A 15,753-nucleotide genomic window follows, 5' to 3' on the forward strand; every position below is an offset into this window, starting at 1 on the left:
GCCCTCGCTTGTAGTGACGCCGCCTTATAGGCGGGGTCATGCGCGGGGCCAAGGGTGGCAGGCGGGATTTGCCCGCGGCTGATGCAGGCGGGCAAATCCGGGCTCAGTCGACGGCGACGGGCATGCGGGGCAGGGTCATGCAGACCGACAGGCCCTTGCCGCCCGGTCCGTCGTCCAGCCCGATCTGGCCACCCGCGGTTTCGACGATACGGCGCGCGATGGCCAGGCCCACGCCGCTGCCCTCGCAGGCGTCGCGCGGACGCAGGGTGGTCAGCAGGCCGAACGCCTTGTCTCGGAACTGTGGCTCGATCCCCGGTCCGTCATCCTCGATCCGAATCGAGAGCCATTTCTTGCCCTCCTCGGCACACCGGACCGAGACGCGGCCCGAGTTGCCGGCGCGATGCTTCACCGCGTTGTCGAGGATGGCCGAGAACAGCCGCGTCGCGTCGTCGCGGGGCAGGGCCACGCTGCCCTCGGCCAGCGACAGGTCCAGCGACATCTCGTCCGGGACGCCGATATTGCCCCAGCAGCGTTCCGCGATGGACCGGACGGGTTCCACCATGATCGGGCCACAGAGCCGCCCCACGCGGGAGAATTCGCGCAGGTCCAGCAGCATCCGGTCGCCGCGCCGCGCCTGGGTGATCAGCATGTCGAGATGCGTGTGCACGTCGGTGGGGGCAGTGGTGCCGCTCAGGTCCTCGCGGATCCATTCCGGGATCGTGCGCAACGCGCGAAAGCACGCCCGCAGGTCGTGGGTGACGAGGTAGAGGAACCGTTCGAATTCGTCGTCGTCCGCCATCGCGCGCTTGGCCGGCGCCTCGACCGGGACGAGCTGTCGTTGTTCCGCAGTCATGGCAAGTCCTTTCCGTGCCGGGGATCCCGCCCAGCACTAGGCCGGGCGGATAAACGAAGCCCTAATCGCCACCGGCAGATCGCGCCGGATTTTAGTGAAAAGCGGGAATGCTGCCGCATTTCGTTAACACTCGGGTGAGGTCCTCCTGCCAATGATCTGGCTGACCGCGTGACGAAGCGCGGCGCCATCAGGCGACAGCACAGGGAGGCCGACATGACACCATCCGCCGAATTTGTTGACGTGCCGCAGCTCGACGATGTCCGGGCGCTCGGGCTGGCGCAGGCCGCTCCGGGGCCGATTGCGGTCCTCCTGCTCGAGGATTCCGGCTTCGACGCCGAGGCGCTGACACGCGATTGCGACCGGACCGACCTGCCGGTCGAGGTCACGTTGGTCAACGGCCTGCAGGCCTTTGCCGAGGTCATCACCCGGCGACTCTTCGACCTCGTGATCCTCGATTACATGCTGCCCGACGGTGACGGGCTGATGGCACGCGACCTGCTGCGGCGCACCCCCCGCAACGCCGAGGTGCCCGCCGTCCTGATCACCGGCGAGGCGCGGCCCGACGTGGCGCGCGCGGCGCTGGCGCGGGGCTGCTTCGACTACCTGCCGAAGGACGGGATCGACGCCGACATCCTGCGCGACCTGATCCTGCGTGCCACCAGCCCGATGGCCCTGCGCGGCGGCACGCTGCGCGAAGAGACGCTGGCGGCGATGCAGGACTACCTGCGCGGCGAACGCGCCACGGCCGAAGAGCGGTCGGACCCGGGGCGGATGCGCGCGGCACTGTCGGCGCTGTCGGTCGCAGGCGGGGGCAAGGCCGTGTCCGACTGGCTGGTCCTGCTGAACGAGGTTGCGCCGTCCGGCCACGCGCCGGGCACCCGGCACTGAACCATGCGCGAAGGCGGAGGGGAGGCCATGACCAACACGGCCCTGTCACCGGCGCCCAGGCCGGACACCGCAAGCGAGGGGGCGCTGATCTGCGTCGTCGTGGACGACAGCATGATCGACCGCTACCTCATCTGCCACACGCTCAAGGCGGTCTTCGACGACAGCGTGACGCTTGAGTTCGCCACCGCCGCCGAGGCGCGGAGCTACCTGGAACGTGGCGAGGCCGACATCATCCTTGCCGACCGGATCCTGCCCGACGGCGACGGCGCGGAATTTGCGCTGGCCCCGCCCGAAGGCACCGCGGCCTTGCTGCTTTCGGGCGTGGAATGCAACGAACTGGCGGCCCGGCTGGAACGCGACGGGCGCGCGCGGTTCCTGCACAAGGACGACCTGAATGCCGAAACGCTGTCGGCATTGCTGGTCCCGCTGATGCATCCCGCGGCCGAGGTCGTGCCCCTGCGTCCCGCAACAGGCGGCGCGCCGGAGCCGGTGCTGGCCCCGTCGCAGATCACCCGCGGCCTGCGGCTGTTGCGTACGATCCGCAGCAACCGAGGCAAGACCGGGGGCGAAGAGGTGGCCGAGCTCCTCTCGGAAGTCGAGGGCATCCTTGTCAGCCTCAAGGTCCCCCGCGACACCTGAGCGGCGGCGGTCAGAAACTGATCAGGCCAAAGACGTGCGACACCGGGCCATGCGGTTCGCTGCGCGGCATCCCCGAGATGTGACAGGGCAGCAGATCGCGGCCGGGACGGGGCAGGTGGCTGTCGAGGTCGAAGGCCTCTCCTCGCTCCATCGCCGCGCCGAACCGGGCCTTTGCCGCGTCGCGATCCCCGTCGGTCAACGCGGCCAGCAACGCGTCGATCGATGGATCGTCCCGGGCGGGGTCAAGGCCGAGGATGCGGTAGAGGCTGGGGCTGAAGAACACCTGGTCGTTCGCGATGTCGATGGAATAGAACCCGATCCGCGCCTTGTCATGGGCCTGGCCGAATTGGTGCAGCAGCATCTCGGTCCCGATCTCGCGGTCCTTGTCGGCAAAGACACCGATCAGCGCGACGGGTTTGCCGTTCAAATCGAACTGCACGGTGCCGCGGGATTCGACATGCGCCAGCCGACCGTCCTCGCGCCGGATGCGCAGGCGGAAATCGTAGGGCTCGCCGGTGGCGATGGTGTTTTCCATCGCCGAGGTGACGATCTGCATGTCCTCGGGCAGGTAGTATGCCAGGGCCTCGTCCAGGGAGGGCACACCGCGCTCGCGGGCGCGGCCGTGGATGGCAAAGACACGGTCGGACCAGTGAATGCGGTTCTCGACCAGGTCGAGCTTCCAGTGCCCGATCTCCGTCATCGCCTCGACCATCTGCATCTTTGCGTTCAGCTCTTCGCTGTCGACCTCGGACAGCACGATGGTCACGCCGCGCAGGTCGCGGGCCTGGTTGAAGTAGGGCACCGACCGGAGCGAGACGAAGGTATTGCCTGACTGGAAGTGCCGGATCTGCGGCTCGCGGGTGCCGAAGGTCTCGGTCGCGATCTGCACCAGCGAGGGATAGCCTTCGGGCACCCGGCACTGCGACAGGTGCACGAGGTCGAGCCCCGCTTCGATCCGGAACTTCCTGCGCGCTGGGGCTGAACAGCGCGACACCTGCATCGCGTTGTCGATGACGAGGATGGCGAGCGGCGCGCTCTGCAGGACCGACTCGATGTCCTGCCGGACACCCTCGAGCTCTGAGGCGTTGATCTGCAGCTCCTCGTTGACGGTCAGAAGCTCCTCGTTCGAGCTCTGCAGCTCCTCGTTCGAGGTTTCCAGTTCCTCGTTGGTGGCCTGCAGGTCCTCGTTGGTGGATTGCAGTTCCTCGTTCAGGGATTGCTGCTCCTCGTTCGAGGTTTGCAGCTCCTCGATCGTCTGTTGCAGCGCCGCGCGGGTCGAGGCGACGTCGGCCTCGAGCTGGCGCAGCTGCGACAGCTCGGCCGCATCCGCGCCCAGAACGGTCTCGGCGGTGTCGAGCGTCAGTGGCTGCACGCTGAGCAGCACATAGCTTTCCGCGTCCTCGCCCATGTCGATCGGAAATGCCTCGAGGCAGACGTGGGTGCGGTCCGTGCCCGGCATCTCGTGCCGCGCCCCGCGCCGGCGGCGCCCGGTCTTGAGCGCGATGGTGCAGAGGCTGGGCGCCTCGTCCCTGAGCGGGCTCTTCAGCAGCGACAGCGACAGGTTGAGCTTGGTGCTCTCGTCCAGCGCCACGAATTCCGAGATGCTGCCGAAGACGCGGATGATCTCGTGCCCCGTCGACACCAGCATCGCGTCGCCGCCCACGCCGCGGGCGAGGCTTTCGAACATTTCGCGGTAGCGGGCGTCGTCCTGCGATGCGCGGGTGCGGTCGGACTGCAACCCGCCCCCCATCCGCCAGTCGCGCGACTGGAATTCGCCGATCCGGCTCGCGATGCCGGGCCGTGTCTGGCTGCGTTTGCGGAACAGCCGGTTGCGTTCGGACATGACCTCGTAATCGATCTGCATCGGCCCGATCGCCTCGGAGGTGCCGAGGAACAGCAGCCCCCGCGGCTTCAGCGCATAGTGCACCCGGCTCAGCACCCGTTCCTGCAGGCGCGGCTTGAAGTAGATCAGCAGGTTCCTGAGGGTGACGAGATCGATGTTGATGAAGGGCGGATCCTGGAACACGTTATGGTGCGAGAACAGGATCATCTGCTTGAGCTTGGTCTTGACCGTGATCTTGGTGTCGGTCCGGTCGAAGTAGCGGTCGAGCAGGTGCGCCGGGATGTCGTCGGCCGCCGCAGCCGGGTAATCGCCGCGCCGCCCGATCCTGAGCGCCGCCTCGTCGATGTCGGTGGCAAAGATCTGGACCTTGCGCGCCGCGATCTCGCCCAGGCCGCCGAAGGCCTCGGCGATCAGGATGGCGACGGAATACGCCTCTTCGCCGGTGGCGCAGCCGGCCACCCAGACGCGCAGCGGTTCCGAGGCCTCTCTCCCCTCGACCAGGTTGCGCAGTTCGATCCCGAGGCGTTCGAACTGGTTGGGGTCGCGGAAGAACCGCGTGACCGAGATCAACAGGTCCGCATAGAGCGCGTCGATCTCGCCCGCCCGGGTCCGGCAATGGGCGACGTAATCGTCGTAGCTTGAGATGCCGAGCGCGGTCATCCGCCGCTGGATGCGGCGCTGCACGGTGTTGTCCTTGTAGTCGCGGAAATCAACCTGGCTGCGGGCCAGCAGGATCTGCAGGATTTCGGTCAGGCCGCCCGGCATCTCGTCCAGCGCCTTGAGCGCTTCGAGGTTGCGCGGCTCAGCCATGATCTTGGTGATGTGCTCGCCGATCTTCTCGGGCGGCAGAACGATGTCGATGCAGCCGGTTTCGACGGCCGATGTCGGCATCCCGCTGTACTTCGCCGTCGACTGGTCCTGTGCCAGGGTGATGCCGCCCGCCTCGCGCACCGCCTGCACGCCGTAGGAGCCGTCGGATCCGGTGCCCGACAGCACCACCGCGATGCAGCGGTCGCCGAGTTCGTCGGCCATCGCATAGAACAGCCGGTCAGCCGAGGGCTTGGGGCTGCCAGGGCGGCCCGCCGGTTCGATCAGCCGGATCATGCCGCCCTTGAAGACGACGTCGCTGTTCGGCGGTGTCACGTAGATCGTGTCGGGGGCCGGGGTCACGTCGCCGGTCAGCTCGACCACCGGCAGCTGCGTCTCGCGCGCCACAAGGACCGACATCAGGCTCTTGTGGGTGGGCGACATGTGCTGCGCGATGATGTAGCTGGCCCCGGTCCGTGCGGGCAGCGCCTGGACCAGCGCGGTGATCGCTTCCAGGCCGCCGGCCGAGGCGGTGATGCCGATAACCCACGGCAGGTCTTCGTCCGAACTCATGCGCTCCCTCCCCAAGGACGCGGTCGTCAGCTTCAGTGCGAGGTGCCGAATTCCCCCAGGTCGAGAACGGGCGATGCATCGAGATCGTCAGCGTCGAGCATTCCGGCGACGCGTTCCAGCGCCGCCACGATCATCGCCTGTTCCCAGTCCTCCAGCGCCTCGAAATTCTTCACGTATCTCTGTTGCAGTGGGTCGGGCGCGTCGTCGACGGTCGCGACCCCCTTGGCGGTGATGAAAAGGTTGGTCTGCCGCCGGTCGGTCTCGGACCGCTTGCGTTCGACCAGTCCCTTGTCGGCCAGCTTGTTGATCAGCGCGGTCATCGTCGCCTGGGTCACGCCCATGCGGTTGGCGATGGCCGTCGGCGTGGCATGGCCCTTTTCCGCGATGATCTGCAGGACGCGGAACTGCACGGCGGTCATCCCCGCCTCTTTCGCCAGCCTGCGACCATAGAGCTCGGTCGCGCGCAGAATGCGGCGGAGGGCGATCAGAGAGATGTCCGTGCGGTCCATGCCAGCCCTTGAGGTTCCTTCATCCTCATTAGGGCCAGATCGGAAATTCTTCAACAAAATCCGCTCCCTGTGACCTGTCACAAATTTGCCATACTAAGCATGTGTGACTGTCGTTCGCTCGCGATAACTAAGCAAAACAAGTGAAAAAACCTTCCGTGAAAGAAAATTGCTTAGCTTGTTGAAATACTATGGAGCCCACTTATACTTAGTAAGGCAAAGCAATAGGAGGCTATGAGCGCCGTGCATACAGTCAATTCCCCGGAGAAAGGCCCCCAGCCGATCCTGCGGAAACCGGAAGGTGAGGACGGATCATCTATCTGGGAGCTCGTTCGCGAGTGCAAACCGCTCGACGAGAACTCGATGTATTGCAACCTCATCCAGTGCGACCACTTCGGCGATACCTGCGTCGTGGCGGAGCTGGACGACGAGGTCGTGGGCTGGGTGTCCGGCCACGTGGTGCCGAACGAACCCGACACGGTGTTCGTATGGCAGGTCGCCGTGTCCGAGAAGGCGCGGGGCCTCGGCCTTGGCACGCGGATGCTGTCGACGCTCCTGTCGCGCGACGTGTGCGAGGATGTCTCCAAGCTCAAGACCACGATCACCAAGGACAATGACGCCTCCTGGGCGCTGTTCCGGCGCTTTGCCGAAAAGCGCGGTGGAACCTTGTCGAGCGAAGCGCATTTTACCACGGACGACCATTTCGATGGAAAGCACTCCACCGAGCACATGGTCACAATCCGCTTCGCGGAACCGCTGAAACGAGCTGCCTGAGCAGGGCGGGGTCCCCGGGTCACCGGGGGCCATATCGCTTGGGCCCGTTGAAGAACCAAACCGAAGGAAAATCCTATGTCGACTGACACGTCAGGCGAACCGAATATTTTTGACCGTCGCGAGAGCGAGGCACGTTCCTACTGCCGCTCCTTCCCGACGACTTTTACCAAGGCGCAGGGCTCGGTCATGACCGATGCCGAGGGCCGCGAGTACATCGATTTCCTCGCCGGTTGCTCGTCGCTGAACTACGGCCACAACGACCCCGACATGAAGGCGGCGCTGATCGAGCACGTCACCAACGACGGGATCGCGCACGGCCTCGACATGTTCACCGCCGAGAAGGAGAAGTTCCTCGAGGCGTTCGAGACCCATATCCTCGAACCGCGCGGCATGGACTACAAGGTCATGATGACCGGCCCGACCGGCACCAACGCGGTCGAGGCGGCGATGAAACTGGCCCGCAAGATCACCGGTCGCCGCAACATCATCGCCTTTACCAACGGCTTCCACGGCATGACCATGGGGTCGCTGTCGCTGACCGGCAACGCCAGCAAGCGCGGTGGCGCGGGCGGCGGAATGCTGGGCGACGTGACCCATCTGCCCTACGACGGCTCGCTGGGTGACGTGGACACGCTCGAGATGATCGAGGCGATGCTGTCGAACCCGTCCTCGGGCATCGACGCGCCGGCGGCCTTCATCTTTGAACCGATCCAGGGCGAGGGCGGGCTGAACGCCGCGTCCAAGGAATGGATGGAGGGCATCGCGCGCCTCGCCAAGGAACACGGCGCCCTGCTGATCGTCGACGACATCCAGTCGGGTATCGGCCGCTCGGGCACCTACTTCGGCTTCGAGCACACCGGGATCGTGCCGGACATGATCACGCAGGCGAAATCGCTTTCGGGCTTCGGCCTGCCGTTCGCGGCGCTGCTGATCAAGCGCGAGCATGACGTCTGGAAGCCGGCCGAGCACAACGGCACCTTCCGGGGCAACACCCATGCCTTCGTAACCGGCCGCGTCGCCATCGAGAAGTTCTGGGCCGACGACAGCTTCCAGAAGGAGCTGGCCGAAAATGACGCCCTGATCGAGAAACGCCTGACGGCCATCGCCGAGGTCATCCCCGGCTCGACCCTGAAGGGTCGCGGCCTGATGCGCGGCGTCGATGTCGGTTCCGGGGAACTGGCTGGCGAGATCTGCGCGAAATGCTTCGAGAACGGGCTTATCATCGAGACGTCGGGCGCGGACGACGAGGTTGTCAAGGTGCTGGCGCCCCTGACGACGCCCGCAGAGGTCCTGAACAGGGGCTTCGACATCCTCTTCTCGGCCGTGCGCGAGATCGTGCCCGCCGAACAACCCATGGCAGCGGAGTAACAGACCCATGATCGTGAGACATTTCGACGACATCGTAGCGAACGAAAAGGACCGCGTGGTCTCGGACGCCAAGTGGACCTCGGTGCGGATGCTGCTGGCCGGTGACGGCATGGGCTTCAGCTTCCACATCACCTTCCTCGAGGAAGGCTCGGAGCACACGTTCCACTACAAGAACCACTACGAGAGCGTCTATTGCATGAAGGGCAAGGGCCGGATCACCGACCTTGCCACCGGCGAGACCCACGAGATCCGCCCGGGCACCATGTACGCGCTGAACGAGCACGACAAGCACACGCTCGTCGCCGACGAGGAGCTTGTGATGGCCTGCTGCTTCAACCCGCCGGTGACCGGCGAGGAAGTGCACCAGGCCGACGGTTCCTACGCCGCGCCGGTGCCCGAGAACGCCTGACCATTCCCATAGAGGACCGCCGGGGGAGATCCCCGGCGGCACCACGACAGTGAAACAGTCAAATCATACCGTCGAAAAGATCGGCGGCACATCGATGTCGCGCCTGAACGACCTTGTCGGCACGCTCTTCATCGGCGACCGCAAGGGCCAGGCGCTCTACAACCGCGTCTTCGTTGTCTCTGCCTTCGGCGGGATCACCAACCTGCTGCTGGAACACAAGAAGACCGGCGAGCCGGGGGTCTATGCACTGTTCTCGAACGCCGAGAACGACCAGGGCTGGTCCGACGGCCTGACGCGCGTGTCGGTCGCGATGAAAGAGGCGCATCACGCGATCCTCGATCATCCCGCCGACCTGAGCGGCGCGGACGACTTTGTCCGCGACCGTCTGGACGGAGCGCGCAACTGCCTGATCGATCTGCAGCGGCTCTGCTCCTACGGCCATTTCCGGCTGAGCGAGCACATGCAGATCATCCGCGAGCTTCTGTCGGGGCTGGGCGAGGCGCATTCCGCCTTCGTCACCACGCTGCTGCTCAAGCGGGCCGGGGTGGACGCCCGTTTCGTCGACCTCTCCGGTTGGCGCGACGACCGGGAACTGAATCTCGAGGAGCGGATCGCCTCGGCCCTCGACGGCGTCGACTTCTCGCGCGAGATGCCCATCGTCACCGGTTATGCCCAGTGCACCGAGGGGCTGATGCAGGAATACGACCGCGGCTACTCCGAGGTCACGTTCTCTCGCATTGCCGCGCAGACCAAGGCGCGCGAGGCGATCATCCACAAGGAGTTCCACCTGAGCTCGGCCGATCCGAACCTGGTGGGCGACCATGTGCGCAAGCTGGGCCACACCAACTATGACGTGGCGGACCAGCTGTCGAACATGGGGATGGAGGCGATCCATCCGAAGGCGGCCAAGACCCTGCGCCAGTCGGAGATCCCGCTGCGCGTGACCAACGCCTTCGAGCCCGAGGACCCGGGCACCCTGATCGACGACAGGAAGGCCGACACGCCCGAGGCCGAGATCGTCTGTGGCCTCGATGTCTATGCGCTGGAGCTGTTCGAACAGGACATGGTCGGCGTGAAGGGCTACGACGCAGCCACGCTCGAGGTGCTCAAGCGCCACAAGGTGCGGATCGTGTCGAAGACCTCGAACGCGAACACGATCACCCACTACGTGGATGCGTCGCTCAAGACGATGAAGCGGGTGGAGCGCGACCTGGCCGAGATCTACCCCTCGGCCGACCTCTCGGTGCGGGCGCTGGCGATTGCCTCGGTCTTCGGCCGTGACCTGAGCGGGCTCAAGATCCTGACGCGCGGCCTAGAGGCGCTCGAGGCGGGCGGGGTCGACGTTGCCGCGCTGCACCAGACGACCCGGTCGGTCGACGTGCAGTTCGTCGTCGGCCGCGATGATCGCGACCGTGCGATCAAGGCGCTTCACGACGCGGTCGTCGCCGCACCGACCCAAGTGACACAGGCGGCGGCCTGACCGCCCTTGGACTGTCGCCTGACGTGCCGCCCCCGCCGCCTTCGGTGCGGGGGCGGCATTTTGCCGTGCGGGCCCCGCGTCAGCGCAGCAGAAACGCCCCGTACATGGCGGCGACTGCCGCGGTCCACGACGCGGCCACACGCCATCCGATCCGCACCCAGCCATAGGGCAACGCCCAGCTGACCAGCAGGACCAGCGCGGTGCCGGCGGCAAGGATCGCCAGCGGCGCGGCCACCAGCCCGGCCAGGATCGCCCAGGGCAGGTCGGCGGTGCCGTGGCCCTCAAGGCTCTGCAACATCACCAGCGCCCCCACGGCCACGGCGCCGATGCGCATGTAATGGCCGGGCGGCGGCGGCAGCAGCGCCACCAGCACCGCCAGGACAAGGCCCGCCGCCACGCATTCCCGGGTGAAGCCGGGGCCGGGCGGCAGGACGATCAGCGCGCCACCGAGGCCGCCCGCCAGCAGGTAAGGCAGGATGCGCAGGAGCCCCGACCGGCCCCAGAGCCCGCAGCCGATCGCCAGTGGCACCAGCATCAGCAGGATGGCCGGATCGCTCCACGCGACCGAGGTGCCGAGGACGAAGAGGTAGGAGGCCGGCGCATCGAGCGGGAAGCTGTGCGCCAGCGCCGGGGCAGGCAACAGCGCCAGCGCAACTGCCGCCGCGCCGCGCCGCGAGACCCTAGGCAACGCCGATCAGGAAGGCGCCGCCGACCACCGCGATCACGCCGCCGGCGGCCCGGACGATCCATTCGCCGCGCGGCAACCTGAGCAGCAGGCCCAGCCCGATCCCGACGAGGTGCAGAAGCCCGGTGCCGATCACGAAGCCGACGCCGTAGGCAAAGGGGTTGGCCGCCGCGGGCAGCTCTGTCCCGTGGGCATAGCCGTGGAAGATCGCGAAGACACCAACGATCAGCGCCGCGACCCAGGTGGGCGCCCGCACCGCGAAGGCGATCAGCAGCCCGAGGACGAGGCCGGACACGGCGATCCCCGCCTCGACCGCCGGAACCGGCACGCCGAGCACGCCCAGGACGCCGCCGAAGGCCATCACCAGCGGGAAGACGACCGGCAGGATCCAGATCGCCGGCCGGCCGAGGATCGCGCCCCAGAGGCCGACACCGACCATCGCCACCACGTGGTCCCAGCCGAAGATCGGGTGGGTGAACCCGCTGACCAGCCCGCCCTGCACCCCGGTGCCGGTATGCGCCTGCGCGGCACCGGCCAGCAGCAGGAGGGGCAGGGCGGCCAGCATGTGGCGGGGGGCGGCGGCGGTCATGGCGTGTCCTTTGTCGGCAGTGTCGCGGCACGCTAAGCGGCGGGTGCCACGGGGTCAATCTGCAAGCGGTTCGGGCAGCGGGCCCGACCGGACCCGGCGTCATCCGGATCTATCGTGGTGCGTTACAAAACTTTCACCGCGCGTTCACATGACCGTCTCTGAGCGGACCTAGCAGGGCAGCCAAGAACTGGGGGATGCCTGTGCTGCAGATCGAGCAACTGACGAAGCAATTCGGCCGGAACATCGCGGTGGACCACGCCGACATCACGGTCGACCGGCCGATGATGATCGGCATCATCGGACGCTCCGGCGCGGGCAAGTCCACCCTGCTGCGGATGCTGAACCGCCTGACCGACCACAGCAGCGGGACCGTCACCTTCGACGGCCGCGAGATCACGGCGCTGAGGGGCGCGCAGAAGCGGGCGTGGCAGGCCGATTGCGCGATGATCTTCCAGCAGTTCAACCTGGTGCCCCGGATGGACGTGGTGTCGAACGTGCTGCACGGCACGCTGAACCGCCGCTCGACCTTTGCCACGCTCTTCAACCTCTTCCCGGCCGAGGACATCCACCGCGCCATCGACATCCTCGACCGCCTGGGCATTGCCGAGCACGCGCCGAAGCGGGCCGAGGCGCTGTCGGGCGGCCAGCAGCAGCGCGTCGCCATCGCCCGGGCCCTGATGCAGGACCCGCGGATCATCCTCGCCGATGAACCGATCGCCTCGCTCGACCCGATGAACGCGCAGGTCGTGATGGATGCGCTCCGCCGCATCCACGAAGAGGACGGCCGCATGGTGATCGCCAACCTGCACACGCTCGACACCGCGCGGCGCTACTGCGATCGGGTGATCGGGATGCGTGACGGGCGGATCGTCTTTGACGGCACGCCCGAGCAGCTGACCACCGGTGCCGCCCGCGACATCTACGGCGCCGACGCCGGATTTTCCGAGGCCGCGACATCGACCTCGATCGAAACGCTCAGCGCCAAGCAGATCGCCCAGATCCGAAAGGCCGAGGCCCAGGCCTGAGCCAAGAGCTTCCAACCGCCGCGCGGGGGAAGCCCGGCGGCCCATCGAAGAGGGGAAACCTGACATGAAGAAGATCATCGCTGCCGCGCTGGCAACGACCGTGCTGGCCGGCCCGCTCGCCGCCCAGGACATCACCGAGTTCCGCATCGGCATCCTCGGCGGCGAAAACGCCCAGGACCGGCTGAACAGCCACGAGTGCCTGAAGACCTACACCGAGGAAGCGCTTGGCGTTCCGGTCAAGCTCTTCGCCCCCGCCGACTACGACGGCGTGATCCAGGGCCTGCTGGGCGGCACCATCGACATGGCCTGGCTGGGCGCATCCGGCTACGCCAAGACCTACCTGGACGATCCCGAGGCGGTCGAGCCGGTGCTGGTCAAGATCAACCTCGACGGCAGCTACGGCTACCACTCGATCGGTTTCGCCCGCAAGGACAGCGGCATCGCCTCGCTCGAGGACATGCAGGGCAGGAAGTTCGGTTTCGGTGATCCGAACTCGACCTCGGGCTACCTGATCCCCTCGATCGAGATCCCGGAACAGACCGGCGCCTCGATGGAGAACGGCGACTACTTCGGCGAAGTCGTCTTCACCGGCGGTCACGAGCAGACCATCGTCGCGGTCAACAACGGCGATGTCGACGGCGGCGTGACCTGGGCCGACGGCCAGGGCAACTGGGAAGACGGCTACAACTCGGGCGCGCTGCGCAAGGCCGTTGACGCGGGCCTCGTCGACATGAACGACCTGGTCGAGATCTGGCGCTCCAAGCCGATCCCGGAAGGTCCGATCGTCCTGCGCAAGGCTCTGCCGGGCGACGTGAAAGAGAAGATGGTCGCCCTGGTCGACGGCATGTACGACGTCGACAAGGAGTGCACCTACAACATCTCCGCCGGTGAATCGCTGGGCTTCGACCCGATCGATCACGACGCCTACCTGTCGATCATCGCGGCACGTCAGTCGAAGTCGAACTGATCGGCTCTCTCGCGGGCGGGTCTCCCTCGGGGCCCGCCCGCACCTTGTTCTGAAAGGGGCGCTTCCGACATGGCAGAGCTGACCAGCCACCGATCGCTGGGCGACATCCGCGAGGACTACCTCGCGCTGACACGCCGCAAGCGCCTCTATTCCGGGATCCTGCTGTCCATCTTCGTGGCGATGATGGTCTCGGGCTTCATGGTCGCCGATGCCCGCAATGCCGGCGGGTTCTGGGACGGCGTGTCCAACGTCTTTGTCTACCCGACCATCGTGGTGACCGAGGCCTGGGAACACCGGGCCGACATGCCCGCGCATTTCGTCGAATACTTCCCGGCGCTGCTGGAAACCATCAACATCGCCGCCGTCTCGACCCTGATCGGGGCGCTGATCGCCATCATCCTGTCGATGCTCTCGACCCGTGGGCTGGCCCGCTGGCCGCGGCTGATCCCGGTGTTCCGGCGCACGATGGACGTGATGCGCGCGGTGCCCGAGATCGTGATCGCCCTGGTCCTGATCTTCGTTCTCGGCGGCGGGCCGGTGCCCGCGATGATCGCCATCGCCTTTCACACATCGGGCGCGCTCGGGAAACTCTTTTCCGAGGTGAACGAAAACGCCTCGCTCAAGCCGGTCGAAGGGTTGGCTTCGGTCGGGGCCAACTGGTCGCAGCGGATGATCCTGGGCGTGGTGCCGCAGGTCTCGCCCAACTACCTGAGCTACGCGATGCTGCGGTTCGAGATCAACATCCGCGCCTCGGCCATCCTGGGCTTCGTCGGCGCGGGCGGCATCGGCTACGAGCTGAAGAACGCCATGTCCTGGGGGCAGGGGAAATACGACGAAAGCGCCGCGATCTTCCTGATGCTCTTTGTCACCATCGTCGTGGTGGACCAGATTTCCTCGGCCGTGCGCGAGCGTCTGACCCATGGCCGCGCCTCGGAGATGCTGTCATGACCATGACCGCCGACATCCACATGATGAAACCGCAGGCCGAGGCGCTCTATCGCCGCAAGCGGATGATCTCCTTCGCGATCCCGGCGCTGGTGCTGGCCTACCTGACCTATGCCTTCTTTGCCTTCGACGTGCCCGCCCTGATCGGGCGCGCGAACCTCGACAATGGCAAGACATTGGTGGCCGACGCCTACAGCTACAAGACCCACGTCACCCGCGACAACGCGAGCGGCGACGTCAGCATCGCCATCGAGGGAGAGCGCAAGGGTGCCTACCCCGAAGGCACCGCGCCCGACTGGGTGCAGCTGGGGCAGGAGACCGTCACCGACCTGGGCGACGGCACCATCGTGACCTTCACACCGGACGGTGTGAGCATCGAGATCCCCGGCTACGGCACCGTGACCGCCAATCCCGGCGACGGCGGTGCGAACGCGACCTTCCCGGACGGGCCGCTGCCGGACTTTATCAACGCCTCGAAGAACCGCGTCACGATCACCACGCCGAACGGCCGCGTGACCATCACCCGCCGCGGGACCGAAGCCTTCCGCTATGCCACCGGCTGGGAGCTCTTTTTCTTCACCCTCGACAGCCCCTATCACGGGCTCAGCTTCGGCCAACTGGCCGTCAAGGTGACCGAGGGCGAGGGCGGAGAGATCGCGCGCGATTTCTGGTTCAACCCGATGTGGCGGCACGGCGACGTGGCCTGGGCGCTGTTCGAGACGGTGCTGATGGCCTTTCTCGGCACCTTCGGCGCGGCCATCGTGGCGCTGCCGATGGCCTTCCTCGCGGCCAAGAACTTCACCCCATTTTGGATCGTGCGGCAGGCGTCGCGCCGGCTCTTCGACTTCTTCCGCGGGGTGGACGCGCTGATCTGGACCATCGTGCTGGCCCGCGCCTTCGGACCGGGGCCGCTGACCGGGGCGCTGGCGATCCTCGTCACCGACACCGGATCCTTCGGCAAGATGTTCTCGGAGGCGCTGGAGAACGTCGATGGAAAGCAGATCGAAGGCGTGCAATCGACCGGCGCAAAGCCCGCGCAACGCTACCGGTTCGGGGTGATCCCGCAGGTGACGCCCGTGCTGCTCAGCCAGGTTCTCTACTTCTTTGAGTCGAACACCCGCAGCGCCACCGTGATCGGTGCCATCACCGGCGGCGGCATCGGCTTGCTGCTGACCCAGGCGATGATCACCCAGAAGGACTGGGAAGAGGTGACCTATTACATCGTCCTCGTGATCCTCATGGTCTTCCTGATGGACTGGTTCTCGGGCTGGCTGCGCAAGCGCCTGATCTCGGGCGGCGAGGGCGGAGAGGCCTGATCGCGTTCGGGGGCGCCCCGGCGCCCCCGTCGCAAGCGATCCGTGGCCGCCGCACCACGCGGCATGCGCCTTGGCGCGCCTGCGCC

15 protein-coding genes are annotated in these 15,753 nt (G+C 66.6%); 10 read left to right on the forward strand and 5 right to left on the reverse strand.

Annotated features, from left to right (window positions below):
- Positions 1-103 precede the first annotated feature (103 nt).
- A complete protein-coding gene (locus ACE2AC_RS20115; protein ID WP_375689642.1) occupies positions 104-853 on the reverse strand; it encodes an ATP-binding protein in 750 nt (249 codons plus the stop codon).
- Positions 854-1,066: 213 nt separating this feature from the next.
- Here ACE2AC_RS20115 and ACE2AC_RS20120 point away from each other — a divergent pair, with 213 nt between their 5' ends.
- Both ACE2AC_RS20120 and ACE2AC_RS20125 read left to right on the forward strand, forming a co-directional pair.
- Complete coding sequence (locus tag ACE2AC_RS20120; RefSeq protein ID WP_375689644.1) at positions 1,067-1,741, forward strand: response regulator; 675 nt, start codon at positions 1,067-1,069, stop codon at positions 1,739-1,741.
- Between the two features lie 27 nt (positions 1,742-1,768).
- Positions 1,769-2,380, forward strand: coding sequence for a response regulator (locus ACE2AC_RS20125; RefSeq protein WP_375689646.1), 612 nt, complete (start codon positions 1,769-1,771; stop codon positions 2,378-2,380).
- A gap of 10 nt (positions 2,381-2,390) precedes the next feature.
- On the opposite strand, the gene ACE2AC_RS20130 is transcribed toward ACE2AC_RS20125, so the two are convergent.
- Complete coding sequence (locus ACE2AC_RS20130; protein ID WP_375689648.1) at positions 2,391-5,603, reverse strand: CheR family methyltransferase; 3,213 nt, start codon at positions 5,601-5,603, stop codon at positions 2,391-2,393.
- 32 nt (positions 5,604-5,635) lie between these two features.
- Positions 5,636-6,112 carry a MarR family winged helix-turn-helix transcriptional regulator gene (locus ACE2AC_RS20135; RefSeq protein ID WP_375689650.1) on the reverse strand — a complete coding sequence of 159 codons (477 nt, stop codon included), beginning with the start codon at positions 6,110-6,112 and terminating at the stop codon, positions 5,636-5,638.
- A 231-nt stretch (positions 6,113-6,343) separates the two neighbouring features.
- Here ACE2AC_RS20135 and ectA point away from each other — a divergent pair, with 231 nt between their 5' ends.
- From ectA to ACE2AC_RS20155, 4 genes are all read left to right on the forward strand, one after another.
- Entirely contained in the window at positions 6,344-6,883 is a 540-nt protein-coding gene (gene ectA, locus ACE2AC_RS20140; protein ID WP_375689652.1) for a diaminobutyrate acetyltransferase, read from the forward strand.
- A 75-nt stretch (positions 6,884-6,958) separates the two neighbouring features.
- Positions 6,959-8,251 carry a diaminobutyrate--2-oxoglutarate transaminase gene (ectB, locus tag ACE2AC_RS20145; RefSeq protein ID WP_375689654.1) on the forward strand — a complete coding sequence of 431 codons (1,293 nt, stop codon included), beginning with the start codon at positions 6,959-6,961 and terminating at the stop codon, positions 8,249-8,251.
- 7 nt (positions 8,252-8,258) lie between these two features.
- The gene (locus tag ACE2AC_RS20150; RefSeq protein WP_375689656.1) at positions 8,259-8,660 is read left to right on the forward strand and encodes an ectoine synthase; all 402 of its coding nucleotides are present in this window, start codon (positions 8,259-8,261) and stop codon (positions 8,658-8,660) included.
- Between the two features lie 94 nt (positions 8,661-8,754).
- Positions 8,755-10,140: an aspartate kinase gene (locus tag ACE2AC_RS20155; protein ID WP_375689658.1), complete on the forward strand. Its 1,386-nt coding sequence runs from the start codon at positions 8,755-8,757 to the stop codon at positions 10,138-10,140.
- A 79-nt stretch (positions 10,141-10,219) separates the two neighbouring features.
- Here ACE2AC_RS20155 and ACE2AC_RS20160 read toward each other — a convergent pair whose 3' ends face one another.
- Both ACE2AC_RS20160 and ACE2AC_RS20165 read right to left on the reverse strand, forming a co-directional pair.
- Positions 10,220-10,828 carry a hypothetical protein gene (locus ACE2AC_RS20160; RefSeq protein WP_375689660.1) on the reverse strand — a complete coding sequence of 203 codons (609 nt, stop codon included), beginning with the start codon at positions 10,826-10,828 and terminating at the stop codon, positions 10,220-10,222.
- On the reverse strand, positions 10,821-11,414 hold the full coding sequence (locus ACE2AC_RS20165; protein WP_375689662.1) for a HupE/UreJ family protein: 594 nt from the start codon (positions 11,412-11,414) through the stop codon (positions 10,821-10,823). The genes ACE2AC_RS20160 and ACE2AC_RS20165 overlap by 8 nt, the downstream gene beginning before the upstream one ends.
- A 200-nt stretch (positions 11,415-11,614) precedes the next feature.
- On the opposite strand from ACE2AC_RS20165, the gene phnC reads away from it, so the two are divergent.
- From phnC to phnE (ACE2AC_RS20185), 4 genes are all read left to right on the forward strand, one after another.
- The gene (gene phnC / locus ACE2AC_RS20170) at positions 11,615-12,439 is read left to right on the forward strand and encodes a phosphonate ABC transporter ATP-binding protein (RefSeq protein WP_375692145.1); all 825 of its coding nucleotides are present in this window, start codon (positions 11,615-11,617) and stop codon (positions 12,437-12,439) included.
- 64 nt (positions 12,440-12,503) lie between these two features.
- Positions 12,504-13,406, forward strand: coding sequence for a phosphonate ABC transporter substrate-binding protein (gene phnD, locus ACE2AC_RS20175; protein ID WP_375689664.1), 903 nt, complete (start codon positions 12,504-12,506; stop codon positions 13,404-13,406).
- Between the two features lie 69 nt (positions 13,407-13,475).
- Positions 13,476-14,354, forward strand: a complete 879-nt coding sequence (gene phnE / locus ACE2AC_RS20180; RefSeq protein WP_375689666.1) for a phosphonate ABC transporter, permease protein PhnE — start codon at positions 13,476-13,478, stop codon at positions 14,352-14,354.
- On the forward strand, positions 14,351-15,667 hold the full coding sequence (gene phnE / locus ACE2AC_RS20185) for a phosphonate ABC transporter, permease protein PhnE (protein WP_375689668.1): 1,317 nt from the start codon (positions 14,351-14,353) through the stop codon (positions 15,665-15,667). The genes phnE (ACE2AC_RS20180) and phnE (ACE2AC_RS20185) overlap by 4 nt, the downstream gene beginning before the upstream one ends.
- Positions 15,668-15,753 lie beyond the last annotated feature (86 nt).

The organism is Pseudooceanicola sp. LIPI14-2-Ac024 (assembly GCF_042188925.1).
GTDB lineage: Bacteria > Pseudomonadota > Alphaproteobacteria > Rhodobacterales > Rhodobacteraceae > Pseudooceanicola.